This window comes from Kordiimonas sediminis (assembly GCF_014656395.1).
GTDB classification, from domain to species: Bacteria; Pseudomonadota; Alphaproteobacteria; order Sphingomonadales; family Kordiimonadaceae; genus Kordiimonas_A; species Kordiimonas_A sediminis.
In genome coordinates this window covers 889,643-912,077 of record NZ_BNCI01000001.1, presented here as the reverse complement: position 1 = coordinate 912,077, position 22,435 = coordinate 889,643, and the positions used below count along the sequence as shown (strand labels likewise).

General features: G+C 51.2%; 24 protein-coding genes. 9 read left to right on the top strand and 15 right to left on the bottom strand.

Annotated elements, in window-relative coordinates; genetic code table 11:
* Positions 1–2: 2 nt before the first annotated feature.
* The 7 genes from miaB to IE181_RS04075 form a co-directional block, all read right to left on the bottom strand.
* A complete protein-coding gene (gene miaB, locus IE181_RS04105) occupies positions 3–1,391 on the bottom strand; it encodes a tRNA (N6-isopentenyl adenosine(37)-C2)-methylthiotransferase MiaB (RefSeq protein WP_191250271.1) in 1,389 nt (462 codons plus the stop codon).
* Positions 1,392–1,542: 151 nt separating this feature from the next.
* Complete coding sequence (locus tag IE181_RS04100) at positions 1,543–2,505, bottom strand: lysophospholipid acyltransferase family protein (RefSeq protein WP_191250270.1); 963 nt, start codon at positions 2,503–2,505, stop codon at positions 1,543–1,545.
* 58 nt (positions 2,506–2,563) lie between these two features.
* On the bottom strand, positions 2,564–3,016 hold the full coding sequence (locus IE181_RS04095) for a Fur family transcriptional regulator (protein WP_229819134.1): 453 nt from the start codon (positions 3,014–3,016) through the stop codon (positions 2,564–2,566).
* Positions 3,017–3,121: 105 nt separating this feature from the next.
* A complete protein-coding gene (locus IE181_RS04090; protein WP_191250269.1) occupies positions 3,122–3,529 on the bottom strand; it encodes a Ros/MucR family transcriptional regulator in 408 nt (135 codons plus the stop codon).
* Between the two features lie 428 nt (positions 3,530–3,957).
* Positions 3,958–4,446: a ribosomal protein S18-alanine N-acetyltransferase gene (gene rimI / locus IE181_RS04085; RefSeq protein ID WP_191250268.1), complete on the bottom strand. Its 489-nt coding sequence runs from the start codon at positions 4,444–4,446 to the stop codon at positions 3,958–3,960.
* 2 nt (positions 4,447–4,448) lie between these two features.
* The gene (gene tsaB, locus IE181_RS04080) at positions 4,449–5,165 is read right to left on the bottom strand and encodes a tRNA (adenosine(37)-N6)-threonylcarbamoyltransferase complex dimerization subunit type 1 TsaB (RefSeq protein ID WP_191250267.1); all 717 of its coding nucleotides are present in this window, start codon (positions 5,163–5,165) and stop codon (positions 4,449–4,451) included.
* Between the two features lie 10 nt (positions 5,166–5,175).
* Positions 5,176–5,766, bottom strand: a complete 591-nt coding sequence (locus tag IE181_RS04075; protein ID WP_191250266.1) for a malonic semialdehyde reductase — start codon at positions 5,764–5,766, stop codon at positions 5,176–5,178.
* 123 nt (positions 5,767–5,889) lie between these two features.
* Here IE181_RS04075 and IE181_RS04070 point away from each other — a divergent pair, with 123 nt between their 5' ends.
* Positions 5,890–6,957, top strand: a complete 1,068-nt coding sequence (locus IE181_RS04070; RefSeq protein WP_191250265.1) for a polysaccharide deacetylase family protein — start codon at positions 5,890–5,892, stop codon at positions 6,955–6,957.
* A 95-nt stretch (positions 6,958–7,052) separates the two neighbouring features.
* Here the strand turns inward: IE181_RS04070 and IE181_RS04065 are convergent, their stop codons facing one another.
* Together IE181_RS04065 and IE181_RS04060 are read right to left on the bottom strand one after the other, a co-directional pair.
* The gene (locus IE181_RS04065) at positions 7,053–7,610 is read right to left on the bottom strand and encodes a NifU family protein (RefSeq protein WP_191250264.1); all 558 of its coding nucleotides are present in this window, start codon (positions 7,608–7,610) and stop codon (positions 7,053–7,055) included.
* Between the two features lie 61 nt (positions 7,611–7,671).
* Positions 7,672–8,235, bottom strand: a complete 564-nt coding sequence (locus IE181_RS04060; protein ID WP_191250263.1) for a TetR/AcrR family transcriptional regulator — start codon at positions 8,233–8,235, stop codon at positions 7,672–7,674.
* 279 nt (positions 8,236–8,514) lie between these two features.
* Here IE181_RS04060 and IE181_RS04055 point away from each other — a divergent pair, with 279 nt between their 5' ends.
* Entirely contained in the window at positions 8,515–10,524 is a 2,010-nt protein-coding gene (locus IE181_RS04055; RefSeq protein WP_191250262.1) for a transglycosylase domain-containing protein, read from the top strand.
* 77 nt (positions 10,525–10,601) lie between these two features.
* Here the strand turns inward: IE181_RS04055 and IE181_RS04050 are convergent, their stop codons facing one another.
* From IE181_RS04050 to IE181_RS04040, 3 genes are read right to left on the bottom strand one after another with little or no spacing between them, the layout of a single operon-like run.
* Positions 10,602–11,339 (bottom strand): M48 family metallopeptidase, encoded by a 738-nt coding sequence (locus IE181_RS04050; protein ID WP_191250261.1) that lies wholly within the window; start codon positions 11,337–11,339, stop codon positions 10,602–10,604.
* Positions 11,340–11,348: 9 nt separating this feature from the next.
* Positions 11,349–11,783 (bottom strand): YcgN family cysteine cluster protein, encoded by a 435-nt coding sequence (locus tag IE181_RS04045; protein WP_191250260.1) that lies wholly within the window; start codon positions 11,781–11,783, stop codon positions 11,349–11,351.
* Positions 11,784–11,787: 4 nt separating this feature from the next.
* Positions 11,788–12,408, bottom strand: a complete 621-nt coding sequence (locus IE181_RS04040) for an SCO family protein (protein WP_191250259.1) — start codon at positions 12,406–12,408, stop codon at positions 11,788–11,790.
* Positions 12,409–12,641: 233 nt separating this feature from the next.
* Here IE181_RS04040 and IE181_RS04035 point away from each other — a divergent pair, with 233 nt between their 5' ends.
* From IE181_RS04035 to IE181_RS04020, 4 genes are read left to right on the top strand one after another with little or no spacing between them, the layout of a single operon-like run.
* A complete protein-coding gene (locus tag IE181_RS04035) occupies positions 12,642–13,202 on the top strand; it encodes an ankyrin repeat domain-containing protein (RefSeq protein WP_191250258.1) in 561 nt (186 codons plus the stop codon).
* Positions 13,203–13,211: 9 nt separating this feature from the next.
* A complete protein-coding gene (locus IE181_RS04030) occupies positions 13,212–14,207 on the top strand; it encodes a hypothetical protein (RefSeq protein WP_191250257.1) in 996 nt (331 codons plus the stop codon).
* Positions 14,208–14,224: 17 nt separating this feature from the next.
* Positions 14,225–15,532 carry an ActS/PrrB/RegB family redox-sensitive histidine kinase gene (locus IE181_RS04025; protein ID WP_191250256.1) on the top strand — a complete coding sequence of 436 codons (1,308 nt, stop codon included), beginning with the start codon at positions 14,225–14,227 and terminating at the stop codon, positions 15,530–15,532.
* A gap of 11 nt (positions 15,533–15,543) precedes the next feature.
* On the top strand, positions 15,544–16,092 hold the full coding sequence (locus IE181_RS04020; protein ID WP_191250255.1) for an ActR/PrrA/RegA family redox response regulator transcription factor: 549 nt from the start codon (positions 15,544–15,546) through the stop codon (positions 16,090–16,092).
* A gap of 110 nt (positions 16,093–16,202) precedes the next feature.
* Here the strand turns inward: IE181_RS04020 and IE181_RS04015 are convergent, their stop codons facing one another.
* Positions 16,203–17,492 carry a hypothetical protein gene (locus IE181_RS04015; RefSeq protein ID WP_191250254.1) on the bottom strand — a complete coding sequence of 430 codons (1,290 nt, stop codon included), beginning with the start codon at positions 17,490–17,492 and terminating at the stop codon, positions 16,203–16,205.
* A gap of 126 nt (positions 17,493–17,618) precedes the next feature.
* On the bottom strand, positions 17,619–17,933 hold the full coding sequence (locus IE181_RS04010; RefSeq protein WP_191250253.1) for an Hpt domain-containing protein: 315 nt from the start codon (positions 17,931–17,933) through the stop codon (positions 17,619–17,621).
* A gap of 127 nt (positions 17,934–18,060) precedes the next feature.
* On the opposite strand from IE181_RS04010, the gene IE181_RS04005 reads away from it, so the two are divergent.
* The gene (locus IE181_RS04005) at positions 18,061–18,270 is read left to right on the top strand and encodes a DUF3126 family protein (protein WP_191250252.1); all 210 of its coding nucleotides are present in this window, start codon (positions 18,061–18,063) and stop codon (positions 18,268–18,270) included.
* A gap of 126 nt (positions 18,271–18,396) precedes the next feature.
* Positions 18,397–19,527 carry a pyridoxal phosphate-dependent aminotransferase gene (locus IE181_RS04000; protein ID WP_191250251.1) on the top strand — a complete coding sequence of 377 codons (1,131 nt, stop codon included), beginning with the start codon at positions 18,397–18,399 and terminating at the stop codon, positions 19,525–19,527.
* A 132-nt stretch (positions 19,528–19,659) separates the two neighbouring features.
* On the opposite strand, the gene IE181_RS03995 is transcribed toward IE181_RS04000, so the two are convergent.
* Positions 19,660–19,869, bottom strand: coding sequence for a cold-shock protein (locus IE181_RS03995; RefSeq protein ID WP_191250250.1), 210 nt, complete (start codon positions 19,867–19,869; stop codon positions 19,660–19,662).
* Between the two features lie 295 nt (positions 19,870–20,164).
* On the opposite strand from IE181_RS03995, the gene IE181_RS03990 reads away from it, so the two are divergent.
* Entirely contained in the window at positions 20,165–22,420 is a 2,256-nt protein-coding gene (locus tag IE181_RS03990) for a S9 family peptidase (protein ID WP_191250249.1), read from the top strand.
* The last annotated feature ends 15 nt before the right edge of the window (positions 22,421–22,435 follow it).

The window sequence follows — 22,435 nt, the reverse complement described above, 5'->3', positions numbered from 1 at the left end:
CGTTAAATCAGCTCTCCTCGAAGGCTGTTTGGCCCGCCTTCAGCAATCTGGACACGCACAAGCTTGCCCATATAATCACTGTATGTGGATTTGCCGTTTTCGGCAAGCGTCTTCTCTGCTTTTGTCAGGTCAACATGAACAGCCTGCAGATAGGCACTGCGCCCAATCAACTGACCATCCTGTTTTCCTGTACGCTCCAGCAGTACATCCATTGTTTTACCAATAAATGACTGATTGAAAGCCACTTGCTGTTCATTCAACAGGGCCTGCAGTGCAGCAAGACGTTCGGACTTTACTGCTTCTTCTACCTGTGTTTCGTGCAGGGATGCAGGGGTGCCGGGCCGCGGTGAGTATTTAAAGCTGTAAGCCTGTGCATAATTTACACGGCGCACCAGATCCATTGTCTGTTCGAAATCTTCATCTGTTTCACCGGGAAACCCGACAATAAAGTCAGAGGACAAGGCCAGATCAGGACGCACCTCGCGCAGACGGTCGATAATGCGGAAATATTCGTCCCGCGTATGCTTGCGGTTCATTGCCTCCAGAATAGCGTCAGACCCACTTTGCACTGGCAAATGCAGATACGGCATACATTTTTCAACATCGCGGTGCGCAAGAATCAGATCTTCATCCATATCGCGTGGGTGCGATGTTACATACCGAATACGCTCAATACCGTCGATATCAGCCACCCGGCGGATCAGCTCGCCCAGGCTGGTGGTACCGCCAGCACCATTATCACCGTGATAGGCATTAACATTCTGCCCAAGCAGGGTGACCTCAACAACACCCTTGGCCGCCATGTTCTTTGCCTCGGCAAGCACATCAGCAACCGGTCGTGAATATTCAGCACCGCGTGTGTACGGCACCACACAGAAGGCACAGAATTTATCGCACCCTTCCTGCACGGTCAGAAACGCCGCTTTGCTTTTAAAGTCGGATTCTTTAGGCAGGTGATCAAATTTGGCTTCTGCCGGGAAATCAGTATCCATGACCCGCGACTTGCCTGTTTTGGCGCGCATTTCGCTGGCGGATTTCAGCATGTCCGGCAAACGGTGGTAGGTTTGCGGCCCCAAAACCATATCAACAACAGGGGCGCGACGCATCATCTCGGCCCCTTCGGCCTGCGCAACACAGCCCGCTACGGCAATATACATATCTTTGCCGCCATCAGGGCGGGCATCCTTCTGCTGGCGCAGCCGACCAATTTCGGAATAGACTTTCTCAGCTGCCTTTTCCCGGATATGGCACGTGTTCAGGATCACCAGATCAGCACCCTCTGCCTCGTCTGTTGTTTCATACCCGTGAGGTTTCAGCACGTCTGCCATCCGGTTGGAATCATAGACATTCATCTGACAACCATATGTTTTGATAAAGAGCTTCTTACTCACGGCCAACTCCCGTTGTGATCCTGCGGACTAAAGGCACCCAAGGTACCTGCATCCAATAAAGTTGCCGGAAACTATCACTGACCGTGCCAGAGTCAAGCCAGACAAGCATTAAAGCGCCGAAATCCGACTATCGGACCGTGTGAAGGAAGCATTATTCCTCAATGGCAATGAATGGTTTTCTGGGTCCGAATGTCATATCGTGGCGCAAGGCCCGTTCGAGCCCCGCACGGACCGTTGTTTCACAGTGGCTTGCCATTGCCTTGCGGCACCCAAGCTCATCTGCGGAAATCGGAGCATGATATTCAACCGTAGCAACAATCCTGCCGTGACCAAGCACATGCCTCAGATGCGCCATTAATTCCACATCCCCTAACCAGGAAACACCGGATTTCTGCGCCCGTACAAGCGGAATACCATTCAGCTCAGTAAAGGCAAGAGTGACAGGCTGCACCTGCAATTTATGGTCAGAGGCCTCATTCGCCCGCTCGGCAACTGAAAAAAGCGCAGATTTGAAAGGCGCTATGCGCATGCCGTCTGTGTTACTGCCTTCAGGAAACAATATAAGACTGTCACCTTCACGGATACGGTCGACCAGTGCGTCCCGCTGTTTGGCGCTGTCTGTGCGCCGCTCCCGATTCACAAAAACGGTTTTATGAAGCTTTGACAGGGCGCCCAGCGCGCCCCAGGAGGCTACCTCTGATTTCGCGACAAAACTGGCGCCTTTCAGACGGCCACCAAGGATAACAATATCAAGCCAGGACAGATGATTCGCGACAAAAAGAACAGGGCCTTCCTGTTTTCTTTCGCCGTATTCCCGGATATCAACACCGATAATCCGGCAAATTGACCGGTGCCAAAAGCCGACAAGCGGCCACCATTTTTTTGGTGCTACCTTCAGGACAACAACCTGGGAAAAAACCATGGGCAGCGTAAAAAGTGCGATTGCAGCGACCCGGATCATACCGAGCTTTGTCCAGCCGTCCCCGCCAAGCGATGACTTCAGCCCGCCATACTCCGGGGCGGAAGTGTCAGACGCTTTACCACCGCCCCCGACCTGCTGTGACAGACCAGCATCCTTGCCTTCCAGATCAAGTTGGGGGGTGTCTAGGGTCACTTTCCATCTCCTGCCCGACTGAACCGCCTGTCACAGAAAGGTGCAACAAGACCGCGAATCAATCTTTCTTTTTGTTGTCCAGAGGAACGCCGTAAAGCTCCATTCTGTGATCAACGAGCTTGAAACCCAGTTCCTGGGCAATCTGTTCCTGAAGCTTTTCTATTGCAGAATTATGAAACTCCAGAACCTCGCCCGTTTCAACGTTAATCAGGTGATCATGGTGCTCGTCAGACACAGGCTCATACCGGGATCTACCATCACGGAAATCATGACGCTCCAGAATACCTGCCTCTTCAAACAGGCGGACCGTACGGTAGACAGTGGCAATACTGATGCCCTGGTCAACCTCTGTTGACCGACGATATACTTCTTCAACATCCGGGTGGTCGTCCGCCTCATCCAGAATCTGCGCAATAACCCGACGCTGTTCGGTCATCCGCATACCTTTTTCAAGACAAAGGGCTTCAATATTAGACTGCGTGTCAGGCATTTCTTCCGCTGCTCCCACCATAAACTGTTTTGCTGAATGTATATCCAAGACAATTACACGCCTTGCCGCCCCGGCGCAAGGAAACAAGGACAGTTATTAAGGAGAAAAATTGTAAGAATTAAAAAGTTATTTTTTGGCGCGGCCCAAACCGATTTTTTTCGCCAGCGCGCGGCGCTGAATTGCATAATCAGGTGCCACCATTGGATAGTCGGCTGGCAGGCCCCATTTTTCACGGTATTGCTCGGGGGTCAGATTATAATGCGCCATCAAATGCCTTTTCAGCATTTTCAGTTTTTTGCCGTCTTCAAGACAGACAATAAAACCGGGATGAATAGAATCCTTAATCGGCACAGCAGGTTGCTGACTGGTCAGGGCAGACTGGCCTGCGTGACCAAGGGTATCAAGCGTTGTGAAAACCTGTTCTATAAGGGCTGGTAGTTCCCCTACCTGAACATCATTGTGGGCAACATGGGACGACACTATTTCAGTAGTCAACGAGAGCAATTCTTTCTTGTCCAATGTTATCTTATCCATAACCACACCTTTTACTTCCCTACGCTTTCGTCTTTAAGAGATCTGCATTTCTCCAGACAAACCTGCTATTATCACACCAGCAGAAACTCATATGAGTTATGATCCACCTCTTATTAGCGCAGAGGAAAACCCAGACATCACACCACTGATACAGCCCCCCACCTGTCAGTAGTTGTATTATTTAACGTGAAAAATTAACCGCGAAATACCACAGCCTCATTACTTCCCCATACCAAACCAAGCAACCAAACTGACCGTACCATCACGCCGGTAAGTTGCATGCATCCTACCTTCTACTTGCAGTACTCGAAAATCGCCAAGCCAGAGACTGCCGTATAATGTAACGAAAATACAGTTAATATGGATAACACCCCAAGTAAATAGCAAATAGAGAAGAAAATTTATGTTCAAGTTGAACAAAATTTTATTTAACAATAATTAAGCCTGAATATCAGCGCGTCTTCGCTACTTCCATCACTATTTTGGTAATAATTGGGCCGTGTTGATATTTCTTCAAAGTGTATTGACCTATACAGTGCCTGTGCCGCGAGATTGGACCGACGCACTTCCAGAAAAACCTGCTGAATGCCAAGAGAGCGCAGCACCTTCAATCCTTCATGCATCAGATATGAGGCAACACCTTTCTTTTGAGCTGAACGCGCAACCCCAATGGTTAATATCTCCGCTTCGTCAAGAACCGTTCGCACCAACAATATGCCCAGAGGGTCATTATCCTGCAATGCAAGCCAACCGATTGTACCGCCCCCAAGCATCAATTTCGTAAATGCATCCCTTGTCCAGACACTGTCCGGTACATGGATGAAAGCATCTGCGTGCAAGGACGCAGCAATTTCCATTAAATAAGGATTGGCAGGATCAAGGGGTTCCAGACGATATGCCATCCTGGATGTCGTCATGACTATCGGCTTTCCGCAATCTCAAAAACCGCCTTGCCGCGCACGGCATCCGCTTCCCGCAGGTAGCTTGGTTCTGCTGGATTTTCCCCCGGGTTCAAGGATGCCCCAACGCAGGCAAGTGCAATCGGGCAAACAGCTTTCACGTCACTTATTTGTTCTGGGTTAATACCAGCACCCAGATCGCCTGCACCCACAAGTCCGCTACCGATCCAGTGTCCTCCCTGAGGGACTGTATCATCAATCACACGGGATAAATCTTCGTTCACTGGCTTCCCTAACGACAGGGGTACTGTGCATGCCGTACCGAAAGCATCCTTTTCAGCGCAGGTAAAAGACTGTGCAAAGACCTGTCCACCGCGGCCCTTAAGGATCGCATGAACAGTCCCAGACATTTTCGCACTGGCAGCCAGCGCCTGCAGGGACGACACCCCAACGGCGGGAACCGAAAGCGCAAGCGCCAAACCGCGCGCGACCGATAACCCAATACGCAGCCCCGTAAAGGTTCCCGGCCCGGCAACCACGGCTATACGGTCCAGATTTTCATATTTTTTATCTGCTGCCTGCAGTAGCTCCTCGATCATCGGCAGTAACCGTTCCGCATGGCCGCGCCCAAGGTTCTCTGACTTTGAGGCTAAGGCTCGTATCCCCGTCTCATCACAGACATCCACAACAGCTGCAGAACAAAAGCCTTCACACGTATCAATCGACAGTACAAGCATACTAGAGACCCTACAGAATGTCGCAGGCCGTGCCGAACGGCAGGCGCGGACTACGCGGGAAAATTCCCTCGCTTGTGCCGTAGCCAATTGAACAGATGAAGTTCGTCACAACGTTGCTGTCCTTGAAAAACAGATCATCAACCCCGTTCTGGTCAAAGCCGGACATCGGCCCGCAATCAAGACCCAAGGAACGCGCCGCCAACATCAAATACGCCCCCTGCAGGGAGCTATTCCGAAAGGCAGTTGTTGCCGCAACTTCCGGGTCAGCAAACCAGGAAGATGCCTCCGGATTATGCGGGAAAAGGTCTGGCAAATGGTCGGCAAAAGACCGGTTCATTCCAATCACCACCGTCACAGGTGCCGCCAGCACCTTTTCATCATTCCCCGGCATCATCACTGCGCTTAACTTCTGCTTCATGTCGGCAGAGCGCACAAAAATAAACCGCGCGGGCGAACAATTAGCACTTGTTGGGCCCATTTTTGTCAAATCATACAAGTGCTTAATCTGACTTTCTGTGACCTCCCGGTCTGACCAGACATTGATCGTACGCGCAGATGTAAACAATTGATCTAGGGCGTTCTGGCTCAGGGGGGTGTGCATCCTGCTTGCTCCTCTCACACAAACATGGTTATACCGGGACACGTCCATATTTCCGGCACTTTTATGGTGATACTGCCGGCAATATCGGTGATTACAAACTAGCATGCAAGGGTATTAGACGTAATGCAGACAGAAAGACATTTTTCCAGCCTTCGGACACTGGTTATTATGGGCCTGTTATTTTGTGCATCCCTGATGGGTGCATCAAAACCCTTGTCCGCAGACCCCTCTGCAGTCATCTTAATGTATCACCGGTTCGGTGAAAATGACTATCCGTCCACAAATATCCAGTTGGATCAGTTCCGTAACCACATTGCCGAATTGAAAAAAGACAAGTATCAGTTTTTGCCCCTGCGCGAGATTGTCAGGCGGCTAAAAAACCATGAAGACTTACCCAGTCATACAATCGCTATCACAGTTGATGATGCCTATAAGTCCTTTCAAACGCACGGTTGGCCCATTTTGAAAGAGGCGGGTATTCCGGTTACTCTTTTTGTCTCCACTGGTGCCGTGGATGCAGGCCATCCAAACTATTTATCCTGGGACGATATACGCACCCTTCAAAATGAGGGCGTGCAGATAGAACATCACGGCAAAGACCATTTGCATATGGTTCATGCCGGAACCAACAAGGCAGCAATCGATATCAAAGCAGCAAGCGACAGGTTTCAGGCAGAGATTGGCCGTGTCCCGACCTTGTTTGCCTATCCTTATGGAGAATATAGCCAGGACATCGCCAGCCTTGTAGCAGACATGGGATTTGAAGGCGCTTTTGCTCAATTTTCCAGTGTCGCCTCCTTCTCGTCTCAGACCTTTGCCCTGCCGCGCTTTCCAATCAATGAACGATACGGCGATATGGACCGCTTGCGGCTGATTGCCAACTCACAGGCCTTGCCGGTAAGCGATATCACACCCGCAAATCCCGTGCTGACGGAAACGACGAACCCACCGCTGTTTGGATTCACTGTAGATGTGCCGGTAGAAGGGCTTAAGAACCTTGCTTGCTATCCAAGTCATTTAGGCAAACGCGCCGACATAGTCTCGTTGAACGGCGGCAACCGGATTGAGGTTCGTTTCGAAAAGCCCTTCCCTGCGGGCCGCAGCAGAATCAATTGCACACTGCCTGGTAAAAATGGCCGCTGGTACTGGCTTGGTCAGTATTTTCTGGTGACCGGCGGCGCCCTTGATTAAGGGCACAGCCAACAGTGAGACGTCTATAAACACAAACGGCACCGATACGGTCAATGTATCCAGTGCCGCATGATGCTCACAGTACGCGGAATAACCTATTCTACCGCCCGGACATCGACAACTTCCGGCACATAATATTTCAGCAGATTTTCAATACCATGCTTCAATGTCATGGTCGAACTTGGACACCCCGCGCACGCACCCTGCATTTGTAGATACACGACACCTTCTTTAAACCCGTGGAACACAATATCACCACCATCCTGGGCAACCGCAGGTCGGACCTTTTCTTCAAGTAGTGTCTTAATCTGTTCCACAATTTCCAGATCTTCGTCCGCCGTGTCCATGCTCTCACTTGCACCCGCTCCTGCCTCAACAGCAGGTGCGCCAGACGCAAAAAACTGCATCAAGGCACCAAGGATGCCCGGCTTTAAATCTTCCCAGTCATCCTCGCCGGATTTCGTAACAGTTACAAAATCGGTGCCAATAAACACGCCTTCGACGCCCTTCTCAGCAAACAGAGCCTCAGCAAGAGGAGAGCCCGCTACAGAATCCCGGTCCTGATAATTCGCTGTTCCCGATTCTATCAGTGTTTTCCCAGGCAGAAATTTCAGTGTATTCGGATTGGGAGTACCTTCGGTTTCTATAAACATGACTTTTTTCCTCTGAATAACGTGTCGCTTATGTGGGGCGTCATACCAAAAATATCAAGCTTTATCCAAGACTCAATCGTTCAAGGCTTGTTTTAATCGCCTGTTCCAGCGGCTCTCGCTGGCCAAAAACACGCGATAAAATCAAGGCCCCCTGTATGTCGCAAACTGTCACAGTCGCCAGGCGTCGCGACTTTTCCTCAGCTATTCCAATATCATACAGCCTTTCAGCCAGTAGCTCTTCCCACCGTTTAACCGTGGCCTGGATCTGCGGACCAACAACCGAGGCAATAGAGGAGTGAATGAATAAATTCATCATGCAGACCGGCACATCACCCCGATAGTAAGCACGCACCCCGTCGAACATATGCCGCACAGACGCGCCCCCACCACCTGGACGTTGTAGCGGCGCCAAAACAGCTTTTTGGAACAGTCTGCCTTCATCCGCCAGCACGGATAGCGCCATATCAAGCTTACCGTTCGGAAAATGATGATACAGCGATGCTTTGGAAAGCCCGGTTTGCGCCGACAAACTATTCAATGACACACCATCAAAACCATCCAACCGGAAGGCCTGTGACAAGGTGCTAAGCAGTTCGCTGCGCCGATATTGAGGTTTTCTTGGCATGGAAAGAGTAAAACATATTCCATGATATTAATAAATACCGAACGTTCGGTTATTATAAAAAACCGGTACGGAAATCGCGAAATTTTTCCCTGATCGCAAACACACCATTGCCATATTTGGGTCTATACTGATAGACACGAACGACTATGTGCGGCGAACATGGTTGCGGACAACAATCGCAGCTCTATCAGTTGAGAGCCGCAAAAAAAGACAGGTACCTGCCGGGGACATCACCGGACGCACAGGTTTTGTTGTGATATTGACTGACGGGACGATCAGGTGGCAGGAAAAAAGAATCAAAAACTTCCTATCAAGGATCGGGGCCGCCAGAATCACGGCTCGAATGGATCCCGCAGAAAACCAAGAAAAACAGCTATTAAGGCCCAAAAACCTCTGTGGAGAAAAGCCGTCTACGGCCTGATGATTGTCGGTGTCTGGGGCTTTATGCTGGGGCTGATTGGCCTTGGCTACCTTGCGCACGACCTGCCTGATCTTGAAAACCTGGCAGCACCGGGCGTGAACGACAATGCCGTCATCGTCAAAGCAGCGAACGGCAGCACCCTGGTGCGTAGCGGCCCCATTTACGGGGACTGGATCAGTTTTGAAGAAACGCCAGACGCCCTTGTTCGTGCTTTTGTATCTGTGGAGGATCGATATTTTTTCGAACACCCCGGCTTTGATATCAAAGGATTGGCAAGGGCACTGGTGACCAATGTTCGCGCTGGCGGCGTGCGGGCTGGCGGCAGCACCATTACCCAGCAATTGGCCAAAAACCTGTTTCTGTCAAACAAACGAAACGTTACCCGCAAAGCACAGGAACTGTTGCTGGCCTTCTGGCTTGAACAGAAATTCACCAAGGAACAAATCCTCAGTCTTTATCTGAACCGGGTCTATTTTGGCGGTGGGGCGTACGGTATTGATGCTGCCGCCCAGAAATATTTTGGCCACAGCGCCAAAGACCTGTCGATCAGTGAAAGTGCGATGATTGCAGGACTGGTTCAGTCGCCTTCCCGGCTCGCCCCGCATATTAACCCCGAAGGAGCCTGGAAGCGCGCCAAAATTGTCCTTGGTGCCATGGCAGAAAATGGCGCCCTGACACCGGAAGCAGCAGCTAAACTGAAAAACCAGCCGCCAACCATTCAGGTCGACAAAGTCGGCAACAATGTGCGCTACTTCACGGACTGGGTTTTGCAGCAATTAGACCGCCTGACCCCCGGCGCCATGCGGCAATCCCTTGTTGTCTACACAACGCTTGATCCCGGTATCCAGCGCGCTGCAGCCCTTGCACTTGAACGCGGCCTGGCCACCGAGGGGGAGACGCGAAATATCCAGCAAGGGGCCATCCTTGCACTGGATCATGACGGCGCCATCCGGGCCATGGTTGGCGGGCGGAATTATCTGCGCAGTCAGTATAACAGAACCACGCAGGCAAAACGGCAGCCCGGATCAGCCTTTAAACTGTTTTCCTATCTTGCGGCTTTGGAAAAAGGCGTCAAGCCGGACGACACCTATGTCGACCGTAAAATCACCATTGATGGCTGGTCCCCGAAAAACTACACGGGCCGGTTCAGTGGTCGCATGACAGCCGAAGACGCCTTTGCACGGTCGATTAACACGATCGCCGTTCAAATTTCCGAAGAAGCAGGACGGGAAAGCGTTGCCGCAATGGCCAAAAGACTGGGCATCACAAGCCGCGTTGACCCGCTGGCAAGTCTGCCCCTTGGTACGGAAGAGGTCACCATGCTGGAACTTTCCGGTGCCTATGCAAGTATTGCCAACGGTGGGTTTTCTGCGCGCGGGTACGGCATCCTTGAGGTCACCACCCTGTCTGGGGAGGTGTTATACAGACGCACTGCAGAACGCCCCATACCGGTCCTTGCCTACCCTGTTGTCAAAGACATGTCACACATGCTGACAAGTGTGATTGAATATGGTTCGGGCAAAAATGCCAAACTGGATCGCCCGGCAGCGGGCAAATCCGGCACCAGTCAGGATAGCCGGGATGCTGTTTTCACCGGCTTCACCAGCGACATTACCGCAACGGTGTGGCTGGGTAATGACGACGGTTCCCCGATGAAGGGGGTGACAGGCGGCAGTATCCCTGCGCGCATCTGGCGTGACTTTATGATTGAGGCACATGCAGGACAACAGGTCAGACCGCTGTTGGCTGATGCCGGGCTGTACGGCGCTTTCTCTGCCGATGATGTGAAAAAGGTTATTGATCAACGCCGGACAGAGGAAAAGAAGAAAAAGAGTTTACTGCAACGTCTTTTTGGCGGCGAAAACTAACATGCCCGTACCCTGTCGGTAGGATCACTCCAAGCGTTGCAAGGGAATACATACCCTCGCATCAGGAAACCCGGAGCCTACTTGCCCGCAAACCTGATTGCCATCAAGTCCGCGCCATTATCCCGAAGCCACTGCCGGTGCTGCTTCCAGTCTGGTCTGCATGCCGTCACCAGCGCCCAGAAGGCAGGCGAATGATTCATCTCCCCCAGATGGGCAACTTCATGTGCGGCAACATAATCCAGTACCTGCGGGGGCGCCAATATCAGCCGCCAATTAAACCTGAGTGTCCGCCGGGATGAACAGCTCCCCCATCTGGTTGCCATATCGCCTATGCTGATGCGTTCAAAACTGAACCCCAGTGTTTCCGCATGATCATGGGCCGCCTGTGTTAAACGCTGTCTGGCCTCTTTCTTAAGCCATGCTTCCAATCGGGACGGCGCCATATCCGCGGGGCCACCAACACATAATATATTTTCCCCGTCCCTGTCGTGCAGCACAACACGGCGCGGCGGCGCATCACTATATTGAAGTCTGTAAAGACTACCGCCCAGTGTCACGTCATCCCCGTGCCCCAAAACATTCAGCGACCGTGCGGACCGCTGTTCCAGCAGCCAATCTGTATTGTCTTCAACAAGCTTTTGAATGCGGCGCCGTGACGTGCCAGGTGGTACCGTTACTTTCGCCCCGCCGGTTTCTACGTCAAATCTAAGGATAAGCTTGCGTGCGCGCGCATTAAGACGGACGGAGACCGGAACAAGATCCCCATCCAGATTTGCTGTTAGTGTGTCGGGTTTGGGGCGGGATTTAAACAGCATAGCAGACCATCAAGTATCTTGTGGCCAGTCAACGATATGATCTTCATAATCCCCCGCGTCGCGTTCATCTACTGCGCGGCCATGCACACTATAGCCAGCCTTTTCCGCGCCGGCAGGGTCCCCGGATTTCAGCGGATGCCAGTCGGGCAGGTCTTTGCCTTCAGATAACAAACGGTACGCACAGGTGGCAGGCATCCAGCGAAATCTGTCGCCCAGGTCCGGGGTCAAGACCATACAATTTGCAACATAGCGCTGCCGGTTTTCGTATTTTTTACAGCGGACGCTTTCAAGGTCCAGCATCCTGCAGGCAACATTGGTAAAATATACCTCGCCTGTGTCTTCATCCTCTAATTTATGAAGACAGCATTTACCGCAACCATCACAGAGTGATTCCCACTCTGACGGCGTCATATCCTGCAGTGATTTTTCTTGCCAAAAGGCCACGCGGCTATCCTTTTACAATAGGTTTCAGCGCAACCGCCATGGAATCAGGGGTATCACGCGCTGTGAAAATCCTGTCATAGCTGCCATCAGGCCGGATAAGAAATATCACCGACAAATGGTCCATAAGATACCCTTCCACATCCTCTGCTTCACGCTTGCTGTAATATACGCGGTACACACGGGCCGCTTCTGCGATCTGTTCAGGGGTGCCTGTCAGGCCAACCAGATTAGGATGAAACAGGGCTACATAGTCTTTCAGGGCTTCGGGGGTATCGCGCTCAGGGTCAACGGATATAAAAATTGGCTGAATTGCATCGGTTGAATATCCTTCAGCCTCCAGCTTGCCAAGCGCCGATGTCATTTTCTGAAGCTCCATTGGGCACACATCAGGACAGAAGCTGTAGCCGAAATATACCATCATATATTTGCCGCGAAAATCGGCATCGGTCACAGGTTCGCCAAAGTGATTTACAAGGCTGAATGGCCCGCCAGGCGTATTACGTGAAGGGTCCTCTGTGGACGTACCTGTTGCCGGGCCAGAATTTGGGGCAAGAAAATACCGCGCCCCCATCAGGACAGCCAGTCCCAGGACAAGAATCCATGCAATGATACGAACCTGCTTCATTAGATACTCCTTCAGCTTACAGTCAAAGGATATATAGGCCAGGCTGCGTATCAATGTCACCAAATCTTTGGCTAAAACGCGCCGATTATAAGACAGTGAGAGGTAAAATACCTGTGAACACACCCCCAGAGCCACGATCAAAAAGTGTTCATTTGACTCAGTGCCCGAAATTTAGAATAACACAGGGGAAGAAACCCAGTGCAATACTCAGTGCAAAACTCAGCGGAGATCCCATGCAACGTTTAGCTTTTTTACTTCTGTCTCTTGTGACAACTGCCATCCTGCTTGCTGGCCCTGCGAAAGCTATTAACCCGCAGTTTGACCTCTTGCAGGCGATCGAACGTAATGAGCTGGACAAAGTAAAAGACTTGCTGAAAAAAGGAACGTCGCCCAACACGCGCAGCCGCACGGAAGGTACACCTGCCATTCTACTTGCAGCACGGGTCGCCAATCCTGCAATTATGCGCGAATTGCTGGACCACGGCGCAAACCCTGATCTGGCCGGCCGTGAACGGGGCCTGACTGCTTTGATGGTACGGGCCACTGCAGGCGACGAAGCCATGATAAAAATGCTGCTGGAAGCCAACGCGGACCCGGACAAAGCAGATATTGGTCAGGAAACTGCCCTGATGAAAGCCGTACGGGGCAGAAAGTTCAAAGCAGCACGCCTTCTTCTCGAGGCTGGTGCAGACCCGAACGTACAGGACCTGACGGGCAAATCTGCCTTGGAATATGCGCGCCTGAGCCGCAGTACCCGCATGATCCGCCTCCTGGAAGACGCAGGTGCCAGCTAGGACGCACAGATGTCAGCAACCGAACTGACCGTCGTCTCTGCCTTTCTGCTGACACTGGCTATTTTGCTTGATCTGGTGTTTGGCGGCAAAAACCTTTTGGGCCGGGTGCCTGATGTATCCCGGCTTTTCGCGGCTCCCGTCCACCGTTTCATTCCTAAGCTCGACCGTGACACCCGCAGCCAGGAGAATCGGTTTTTTCGCGGCTTTGCTTTTACCGCACTTTTTCTCTTTCTCAGTTTTATCGCCGGTACCGTCATCAACATTGGAATGGCTGCTCTTTTTACAAGTAATGACATCTTGGTATATGTGGGTGTCATAACTGTCCTGGCCCTTCTTGTCCGCCAGCGGTCTGTATGGGATCATGCACGCGAGGTGATACAGTCCCTGGGGTCTTTAATAGCCAGCGGCAAACCCCACGATGCCGATACGATGCACACAAATTGCAGACTGCTGACCCAGACCCTGATCCAGACATTCACCCGGACGGTGACCACCGGCTTACTCTTTATACTAGGCGGCTTTGCTCTGATACTGCCCTATCTGTTCCTGAACGAGATGATGCGGTTTGCTGCCGGTGGCATGGTACGTCCCCGCTCCCCCTTTTACAGCTGCGCTTTCTGGGCACACGAAATTCTGACACTGCCCGCAACGCTTATGACCCTGCTGGTTTTCGCCGTCGCCCTGATGGTCGTCCCGGGGGGCAAGCCTTTTACCCTGTTCCGCACCCGCCTCGTCCTGAAAAATTCCATGCCCTCCGCTGTTATACCGCTTGGCCTCTACGGCTTTGGCAGAAACCTTGTGTTTAAATACACGGACGGCTCAGCCGATACACTCGCGGGAAACTTCAAGGAAATTCATACACAGTGGCTTGGCCCAAAAACAGGGAAAGCCAGACAAGGCCCCAGAGATCTGAAAAGCCTTCTGCTGGTTTTGTGGGTCAGTGTGTCTGTCTATATTGCTTTCATCGGTCTACTTGTGATGCTACTAGTTAGCCAAACGCAGTAATTACCCGCACCAGCACCATGATTGACACAAAGCACATCAACGAAATTATCATCGACAGCAATGAAGGGGTGCGTCTCGGAACCTTAACGGCGATCCGCTGGATGGCAATTGCCGGCCAAACCATCTGCATTCTGATCATTCATTATGTTCTGGGCTTTTCCCTGCCTGAAATCCCAATTCTGGTGATTATTTCTGCCTCCATCATCGTTAATATGTGGCTGACCTTCTGGCGACCGGCCAACAAACGACTGACCGAGCGCGCCGCCAGTCTGCAACTGGCTTTTGACCTGTTGAACTTAACCCTGCTTTTGTTTGTAACGGGTGGACTGACAAACCCTTTTTCTGTCCTGATGCTGGCGCCGACGATCGTTGCAGCCTCCATCATGGGTAAAACCAGTGTTTTCTTTCTGAATTTTCTCTCGATAACGGCCATTACCACGCTTGCCTTCACCCCGTTCCCGCTGCCGTGGGCTGGCCAGTTCGAACCGCTCAACCCTCTTTATAAAGCGGGGGTCTGGACAGGGCTTAGCTTCACAACAATTTTTCTGTCGATTTATATCGCAAGGGTAGCGCGGGAAGGCCGCGCCCACGCGCGGGCACTGGCTGCGACAAATATCGCCCTGGAGAAAGAACAGAAACTGGCAGAACTGGGAACACTCGCCGCCGCAGCGGCACACGAACTTGGAACGCCCCTTGGCACCATTATGCTGATTTCTAGCGAACTGATGGATACCTATGAAGGCGATGAAACGGTCAAAGCCGAGATTAAAATGATTGCCGATGAAACCGCCAGGTGCCGCGCCATTCTCTCGGAACTCAGAGAAACAAGAAATGCAGGCGATACCAAACATTTTGAAGAAGTCTCCCTTGAAGCACTGATCAGGGAAGCTGCGGAACCGTTTGAAAAACGGTCCATTCAGATGGTTTATGAGAATACGTTGAAAGACCCACTGGTTGTGAGCAAATCCCCTGAAATTATTCATGCCCTGCGTAATATAATCGAAAATGCCACCGGCTATGCCCGGTCCCGGGTCGATATAAAAATCAGCCAGAACAGCAAGACAGTTACCGTCAACATCGAAGACGACGGTATCGGTTTTGATGCACAGGTGATAAAATCCCTTGGTGAACCCTATGTTACCACCCGCACGCCGGTTCCCGGCAAGGACGGCGGCATGGGGCTTGGATTATTTATTGCAAAAACCCTTTTGGAACGGACCGGTGCACGGTTAAAGTTCGATAATAAGACGCCTAATGGCGCCTGTGTCTCTATCCGGTGGTCGCGATCAATGCTGGCCTTATCAGAGACTCCGAAAAAACGATAAGGACGGAAACTATGTCTGAAAGTATAAATAGCATACCGGAAAAGACGCTTCTGATCGTCGAGGATGATAAAGCCTTCAGAAGTCGTCTCGCACTGTCCATGGAACGGCGCGGCTTTACCGTGTTTACTGCGGAAGGCATCGAAGAAGGGGCAAGCGTTGCGGCAGAGAACCCGCCCAATTATGCCGTCGTCGATATGCGCCTTGAAGATGGTAACGGTCTTGACCTGGTGCCAACACTGCAGCAAATCAATCCAAATATTCGTGTTGTGATCCTGACAGGATACGGGAATATTGCGTCCGCTGTCGCGGCAGTAAAAGCAGGGGCCGTTGATTATCTGGCCAAACCTGCCGGCCCGGAAGAAATTGAAATGGCCCTCCTGACACCAGAAGGGCAGTCCCCACCACCACCTGACAATCCCATGTCTGCTGACCGGGTCAAGTGGGAACATATCCAGCGGGTGTACGAGCTATGCGACCGTAATGTATCAGAGACCGCACGGCGCCTGAACATGCACAGACGTACCCTACAAAGAATATTAGCCAAACGGTCACCGCAGTAATCCTGCATATCCTGCTCTATTCCAGACCTGATACACAGTAAAGCCGCAGCCCTTTGTGACTGCGGCTTTATCTATGACAAAAGACTATGCGCCATCAGGACGGACTTGCCCTAGATAGTCACTGGCGAAATAACATTACCCTGAAACAGGTTAATCCCAACCCGCTGGGCAAACTGAACGCTTTCTTCCGTATCACAGCAATCAAGAATAAACCGGGCAACCCCGTTATGATCCAGTGACCGTTTGATCGAGGTTTCAATTTCCTTGGTCAGCCAGTTTGCCATCGGAGCTTTCGGGAATTCAATCTTGATGAAATTGGCATTCAGATCCGCCTGCGCCAACCAGTGCAGAGACACCACATCAATGCCGGCAATACTGGTTCGGAACCCTTGCTCGGTCGCCAGCGCCACTGCTTCCAGATACTGGGAAGGGCTGCTGATGGCATCCCGTATGTCAAACTGCAGGATAACCGTGCTACGCGACTGATTGCCGAGAGACCTACAAAATGGCTCAAACGCTTTGCCAAGAATAGCACCCGATGTCACAGACAGGCTGGAAGCAAGAGAACCGTCATTATAGAGGTTAGGCTGACTACTTAGTATTCGGTCCGACAAATAATCACGCAAATACCCAACAAGCCAACGGTTGGGAATAAGTTTTGCCCCATCAAGAAGTTGCTCGAACACAGTATCAATCGGGATAAACCGGTGTACCATCACAGGGGCCTGATCCCCTTTGGGTGTACGCACAGCCACGGTCTGCTTCCGGATCATACCCGCCACATCCACACCGTGCAAAGCCTTGCTAATCGTCATGAACAGGTTCGGATCAAGTGTCAGGGTTTTTTCATCCTTGGACGGCGGATCAATAGGCAACAGCTTAATCATCTTCGGACGACGACTGAAAGACCCGTCACCTGAGCCTGACTGAACTGATCGTGGTGCCGCAGGCGTCGATACAGTATTTCCTGCAGAGGAGACTTGCGGCGCAGCTTCGCCGCGGGCAAGGGCACCAACCACCTCCATTAGAAGATCATACCGGTCCTCGAGAGGATACCAGCCTACAAAGACATTATCCTGTCCTGGTTCAAACTGGACGGACTGCAGGAAAGATGATTCCTTATATTCATCCCGCAAATTCCATAGGGTATTGTTAATGTTCGCTATTGAAGCGCCATTAGTGATCAGAAAAATATCACCATTCTCTAGCGTGAATGTGCGTGCTGAATACTTATCAATTAGCGGTTTCAAATGCGCTGCAGCAGCAATACGATAACTTTGCTGTTTCAGGTGCCTCTCTAAACCGGATATCCGCAAATGCACAGCAATACGGCCACTACGGTGCTGCTTCAAAGATGCCAGATACTCTTTTAAATCCTGAACGATGCCGGGACGACTCATTGAAAATCCTCAATCAAACCAAACCCCCCACGGAAAGCAAGTTAGAGGCCAGAAAGGTGTTTGCGTCAATCAAAAACCCTCTGCTGGGAAAAAATTTTACCAAGTAACAGTACCAGTATGGCCAGCTTACACAAAAAGTGCTCGCATCCAAGTGATATACTGACCGCATAGGGGTTGCAGCGGGATGTGGTTTTCCTGACTGGCGTCCAGATGGCTGTATAAATCTGCCGCCAGCCTGGACAATTCTGCATAGCCAAAGCTGCCGCCCGTACCCTTGATATCATGAACAACTGCCTTCAACTGGTCAACCTGACTGTCTGCCGGCTTTTCCACCCCACTTAGCTGATCAAGGATACCATCCAGCTCTGCCAGCTTGTTGGTAATCCAGACCTGAAAAGCCGCCTTTCTTTCCTCACTAACGAAATCGTGATCTTGGGTCATGTCTTTCCTGTTAACTTATATCTTGGTCGGCTTTGACCTTGAACAGTTTTTCTTGTAAAAGCTTACCACCTTCGGATAAAGGGAACATTGAAAGTTTTTAATTCGCAAATAAATAGGAGCGGTTTCTTTGAACGCCAATGAGACTGATAAATTACAAGCGTATCTGCAATCTAAGTTTAGCAATACTAACATTCGCCTGATAAGACGCCCGAAAGCCGACGACAGCGTGGAAGTAATGCTTGCAAATGAATTTATCGGGCTTGTGTATAAAGACGATGACGAAGGCGAGATTTCTTACCAGTTCCAGATGGCCATCATCGAAGAAGATCTGGGTTAATCGCCTTTTCTGCCGCCCGGCAACATACCTCCCTGCACCTACCTTAAACCTGCCCCGGTAGACAGCATGCTGTCTGCTGCGTACACTGCTGGCATTCACTGGGGTGTATAAAGGGAAGGAAAAGGCATGGTTAATCGCAGACAATTTATTTCCGCGCTGGGCAGCGTAAGCCTGATCGGCACTGCGGCGGCCACGGGCAGCGGGCTTTCAGCTGAGGATGTACCAAAAGAGGTGCCCTCTGGTCCAATTTACCTGAACCAGAATGAAAACCCGCTGGGCATGTCGCCACATGCAAAAAAAGCAGCGAACGCTGCCCTTGCATACGGGCACCGCTATCCAGATGCGATGGTTAGAAGTTTGGCCGCCAAAATTGCACACACTGAAGGGCTGTCTAACGATAGCGTAATTATCGGCGCCGGATCTACCGGGCTGCTCATCGCGCAAATGTTTGCCATGTCTGGCCCAAACACCACCGTTATTGCCCCCGCCCCCACTTTTTCAAGAGTTGAGAGACAGTGTGCTGTTACCGGCGCAACATATGTCCCACTACCAGTGAATGACCGTTTTGAAGTCGACCTCGAAGGCTTGGAACGGTTATCCGCCAAAACCACGGGCCCTGTGATCGTCTATATCGTCACCCCCAACAACCCGACAGGGGTGCTGGTACCAACAAACCCGCTCTTTAACTGGATAAAACGGGCCCCGGCGAATGTCTTTTTCCTGATTGACGAGGCCTATCACGATTTTGTCGATGACCCTGCTTACCAAAGCGCTGTGTCGCTTGTGAAAGAAGGGTACAAGAATGTATTTGTTGCCAGAACCTTCTCAAAACTGCACGGCATGGCAGGTATGCGAGTCGGATACGGGTTTGGTCATGCTGATGTCACCGGAAAAATCAGCGCTTATTATGCCCCGTGGAATCTGGCACTGCCCAGCATTGCCGCCGCCATGGCCAGCCTTGACGATACCGACTTTATCGCCAGAGGTAAAAAGTCCAACAGCAACGGTAAAGCCATTTTGACCGAAACCCTTGATGCACTTGGCCTGGCACATATACCAAGTCAGACAAATTTTGTGCTGCACCAAATCACCGGCGATCACCAAACTTATAAAGACCGCATGGAAGAAGCTGGCTTTCTGGTAGGACGCTATATGAATACCGGGCCAGGATGGAACAGGGTTTCGATCGGCACGCCCGAGGAAATGCAGGCCTTTTGTCGAACGCTGAAAAACTTTAGGGACAAGGATTGGATTTAACGGGACGCTGTAGCCGTAAATTCTTTCAGGAAAACAGTGCCCCCCTTTGCCCAGCAAAGGGACGGCACGTCAAAACAAAAAAGCAGGACATAAAGCCCTGCTTTCGAAATTTTTGCTGAAAACCGACGATACTTAGTCAAGAGTCTCAAGCGAGTCAGCAGACATACGACCGCGACGGTCTTCTGTCAGCTCGTAGTTTACTTTCTGACCGTCGTTCAGACCCTTCAGGCCAGCGCGCTCAACAGCAGAGATATGTACGAATACATCGTTGCCGCCTTCTTCTGGCTCGATAAAGCCAAAACCTTTAGTCGCATTAAACCATTTTACTGTGCCAGTAGCCATTTTGCTCTCCTTTGGCGTTAGTCCGGAAAGGTAGAGGATATTAAATGGCAGGGCCAAGATCGTTCATCAAACCGGTATTTTAGTCATTACCGGCATTATCCGGTACACATGCCATATCGAAAAATCGGCATTTTTTCAAGGAATATTAGAAATAGCGCACTATCTTAAAAGACGGTGTGCTTTTCCCGCATCATATGGTCTTGTGTTTCCATTTATCAGAGGGCATCTTCAGGAGATTAAAAGTTTGGCGGAGAGAATCATGGGTCTCAAAAATTCACTACAAGGATTGGTTTTTATGGCAACGATAGCCACGGGCGCAGCGGTTGCGCAGGATGCGCAAAACCCTGAGCTTTCGACCCAGTTGACGTTGGATCGCATCTATTCAAGCGATGAATTCAAGGCGAAACGCCTTGGTGACAATGTCTGGCTGGAAGACGGACTGGGATACAGCATTATCGAAGAAGTCGACGGCGATAAAGACCGTCTGAGCGTTTTCAAATATGATCCGGCGTCCGGCGACAAATCTGTCCTGATTGATGTTGCAGACCTAACCCCGGATGGCCACGACAAACCCCTGAAAGTCGAGAAGGTAATTTGGTCAGAAGATGGTGCCTATGCCCTTCTTTATACAAATTCGAAACGCGTTTGGCGCCAAAACACCCAGGGGGATTACTGGGTCATGGACCTGGCGACCAAAAACCTGCGCAAACTTGGAAAAAACTTTCCAGAATCGTCCCTGATGTTTGCAAAGTTCTCGCCTGACTCTTCGCGTGTTGCCTATGTTCAGAAAACCGGCCAAAAAATCCACGATATCTATATAGAATCTGTAACAACAGGCGCCTTAACCCGCCTGACTGACGACGGGTCAGAGACGATTATCAACGGCACGTTTGACTGGGTTTACGAGGAAGAGTTCGGCCTTCGTGACGGTTTTCGCTGGTCACCAGACGGCACTAAAATCGCCTATTGGCAGCTTGATGCAAGTGGTGTCAAAGACTTCACCCTGATTAACAACACAGATAGCCTGTACCCAACACTGACAACATTCAGCTATCCGAAGGTAGGCGAGACAAACTCGGCTGCTCGCATTGGTGTTGTCTCTGCCAGTGGCGGTGACACAACCTGGATGAACCTCAGTGGTGATCCACGGAATATGTATGTGGCATGGATGGAATGGGCATCAAATTCCGAGGAAGTCGCCATCCAGCAGCTGAACCGCCGCCAGAACACCAATCACTTTATTCTGGCGTCTGCATCAACAGGGAAAAGCCGCACTGTTTTGACAGACACAGACAGCGCCTGGCTTGATCCTGTTACCGACTTCCGCTGGCTTGAAGACGGTAACGAGTTCTTGTGGGTCAGTGAAAAAGATGGCTGGCGTCAGATTTACCGTATCAGCCGGGACGGCAAGACAGAGACTGCCCTGACGGAAAACACCTATGACGTGATCCGTATTCGCCGCATTGACCTTGCCGGCGGCTATATTTATTTTGATGCATCACCCGATGATCCGCAGCGCCAGTATCTCTACAGGGTTGCTGTTGACGGCTCCACCCCTGCAGAACGGCTAACACCAATCGATCAGCCCGGATGGCATAGCTACTCCATAAGCGAAGATGGCCGATTTGCCTTCCACCATTATTCAACACGGGACAAGGCGGAAGTTGTTGATCTGGTGAGCCTGCCTGATCACAAAAGCCTGCGCACATTTGTCGACAATAAAGCTCTGCAGGCTGCCTATGACGCTGCGGACAAAGGAAAACGCGAGTTTTTCACTGTAACCGCGGATGACGGTACCACGCTTGAAGGGTTGTTGCGTTTGCCGCCGGATTTTGATCCCCGCAAAAAATATCCCGTTATCTTTTATGTCTACGGCGAACCAGCCGGCATGACTGCTGCCGACCGCTGGTCCGACAAAAATGAGCTGTGGCACATTATGATGACCCAAAAGGGCTATATATTTGCGACAGTAGATAACCGCGGACAACCAGCGCCCAAAGGTCGGGATTGGCGGAAATCCATCTACCGAACGCTGGGCCTGACAAATGTGAATGACCAGGCAGACGCGGTGAAAAAACTGGCTGCAGAACGCCCCTATATCGACATGGACCGTATTGGCATCTGGGGGCACTCTGGTGGCGGTACAAGTACCCTGCACGCGATGTTCCGCCATGCGGACGTATACAGTGTTGGCGTATCCCGCGCCCCTGTTCCCGATATCCGCCTGTATGATACCATCTATCAGGAACGCTATTCCGGCATTCTTCCAGACGATGCTGACTTGTATGAAAAAGCAGTGGCAATCAATTATGCCAGTGGCCTTAAAGGCAACTTACTGCTGATCCACGGCACCGGTGACGATAACGTGCATTATCAAGGCAGCGAACGCCTGATTAACAAGCTGGTCGAAGAAAATATCCAGTTTGATTTCATGTCGTACCCCAACCGGACACACGGTATCAGAGAAGGGAAAAATACGGTGCGCCACCTGATGGAAACGCAGACACGCTATTTTCTGACGCATCTACCTGCCGGTCCAAAGGACCGCTAAGCAGCCAATATGTGA

Coding starts and splice junctions, on each gene's coding strand:
- IE181_RS04095 (WP_229819134.1), bottom strand. CDS start 3,016: ATGGTGGGAGCAGCGGAAGAAATGCCTGACACGCAGTCTAATATTGAA.
- IE181_RS04090 (WP_191250269.1), bottom strand. CDS start 3,529: ATGGATAAGATAACATTGGACAAGAAAGAATTGCTCTCGTTGACTACT.
- rimI (WP_191250268.1), bottom strand. CDS start 4,446: ATGACGACATCCAGGATGGCATATCGTCTGGAACCCCTTGATCCTGCC.
- tsaB (WP_191250267.1), bottom strand. CDS start 5,165: ATGCTTGTACTGTCGATTGATACGTGTGAAGGCTTTTGTTCTGCAGCT.
- IE181_RS04075 (WP_191250266.1), bottom strand. CDS start 5,766: ATGCACACCCCCCTGAGCCAGAACGCCCTAGATCAATTGTTTACATCT.
- IE181_RS04070 (WP_191250265.1), top strand. CDS start 5,890: ATGCAGACAGAAAGACATTTTTCCAGCCTTCGGACACTGGTTATTATG.
- IE181_RS04065 (WP_191250264.1), bottom strand. CDS start 7,610: ATGTTTATAGAAACCGAAGGTACTCCCAATCCGAATACACTGAAATTT.
- IE181_RS04060 (WP_191250263.1), bottom strand. CDS start 8,235: ATGCCAAGAAAACCTCAATATCGGCGCAGCGAACTGCTTAGCACCTTG.
- IE181_RS04050 (WP_191250261.1), bottom strand. CDS start 11,339: ATGCTGTTTAAATCCCGCCCCAAACCCGACACACTAACAGCAAATCTG.
- IE181_RS04040 (WP_191250259.1), bottom strand. CDS start 12,408: ATGAAGCAGGTTCGTATCATTGCATGGATTCTTGTCCTGGGACTGGCT.
- IE181_RS04035 (WP_191250258.1), top strand. CDS start 12,642: ATGCAACGTTTAGCTTTTTTACTTCTGTCTCTTGTGACAACTGCCATC.
- IE181_RS04030 (WP_191250257.1), top strand. CDS start 13,212: ATGTCAGCAACCGAACTGACCGTCGTCTCTGCCTTTCTGCTGACACTG.
- IE181_RS04025 (WP_191250256.1), top strand. CDS start 14,225: ATGATTGACACAAAGCACATCAACGAAATTATCATCGACAGCAATGAA.
- IE181_RS04020 (WP_191250255.1), top strand. CDS start 15,544: ATGTCTGAAAGTATAAATAGCATACCGGAAAAGACGCTTCTGATCGTC.
- IE181_RS04015 (WP_191250254.1), bottom strand. CDS start 17,492: ATGAGTCGTCCCGGCATCGTTCAGGATTTAAAAGAGTATCTGGCATCT.
- IE181_RS04010 (WP_191250253.1), bottom strand. CDS start 17,933: ATGACCCAAGATCACGATTTCGTTAGTGAGGAAAGAAAGGCGGCTTTT.
- IE181_RS04000 (WP_191250251.1), top strand. CDS start 18,397: ATGGTTAATCGCAGACAATTTATTTCCGCGCTGGGCAGCGTAAGCCTG.
- IE181_RS03995 (WP_191250250.1), bottom strand. CDS start 19,869: ATGGCTACTGGCACAGTAAAATGGTTTAATGCGACTAAAGGTTTTGGC.
- IE181_RS03990 (WP_191250249.1), top strand. CDS start 20,165: ATGGCAACGATAGCCACGGGCGCAGCGGTTGCGCAGGATGCGCAAAAC.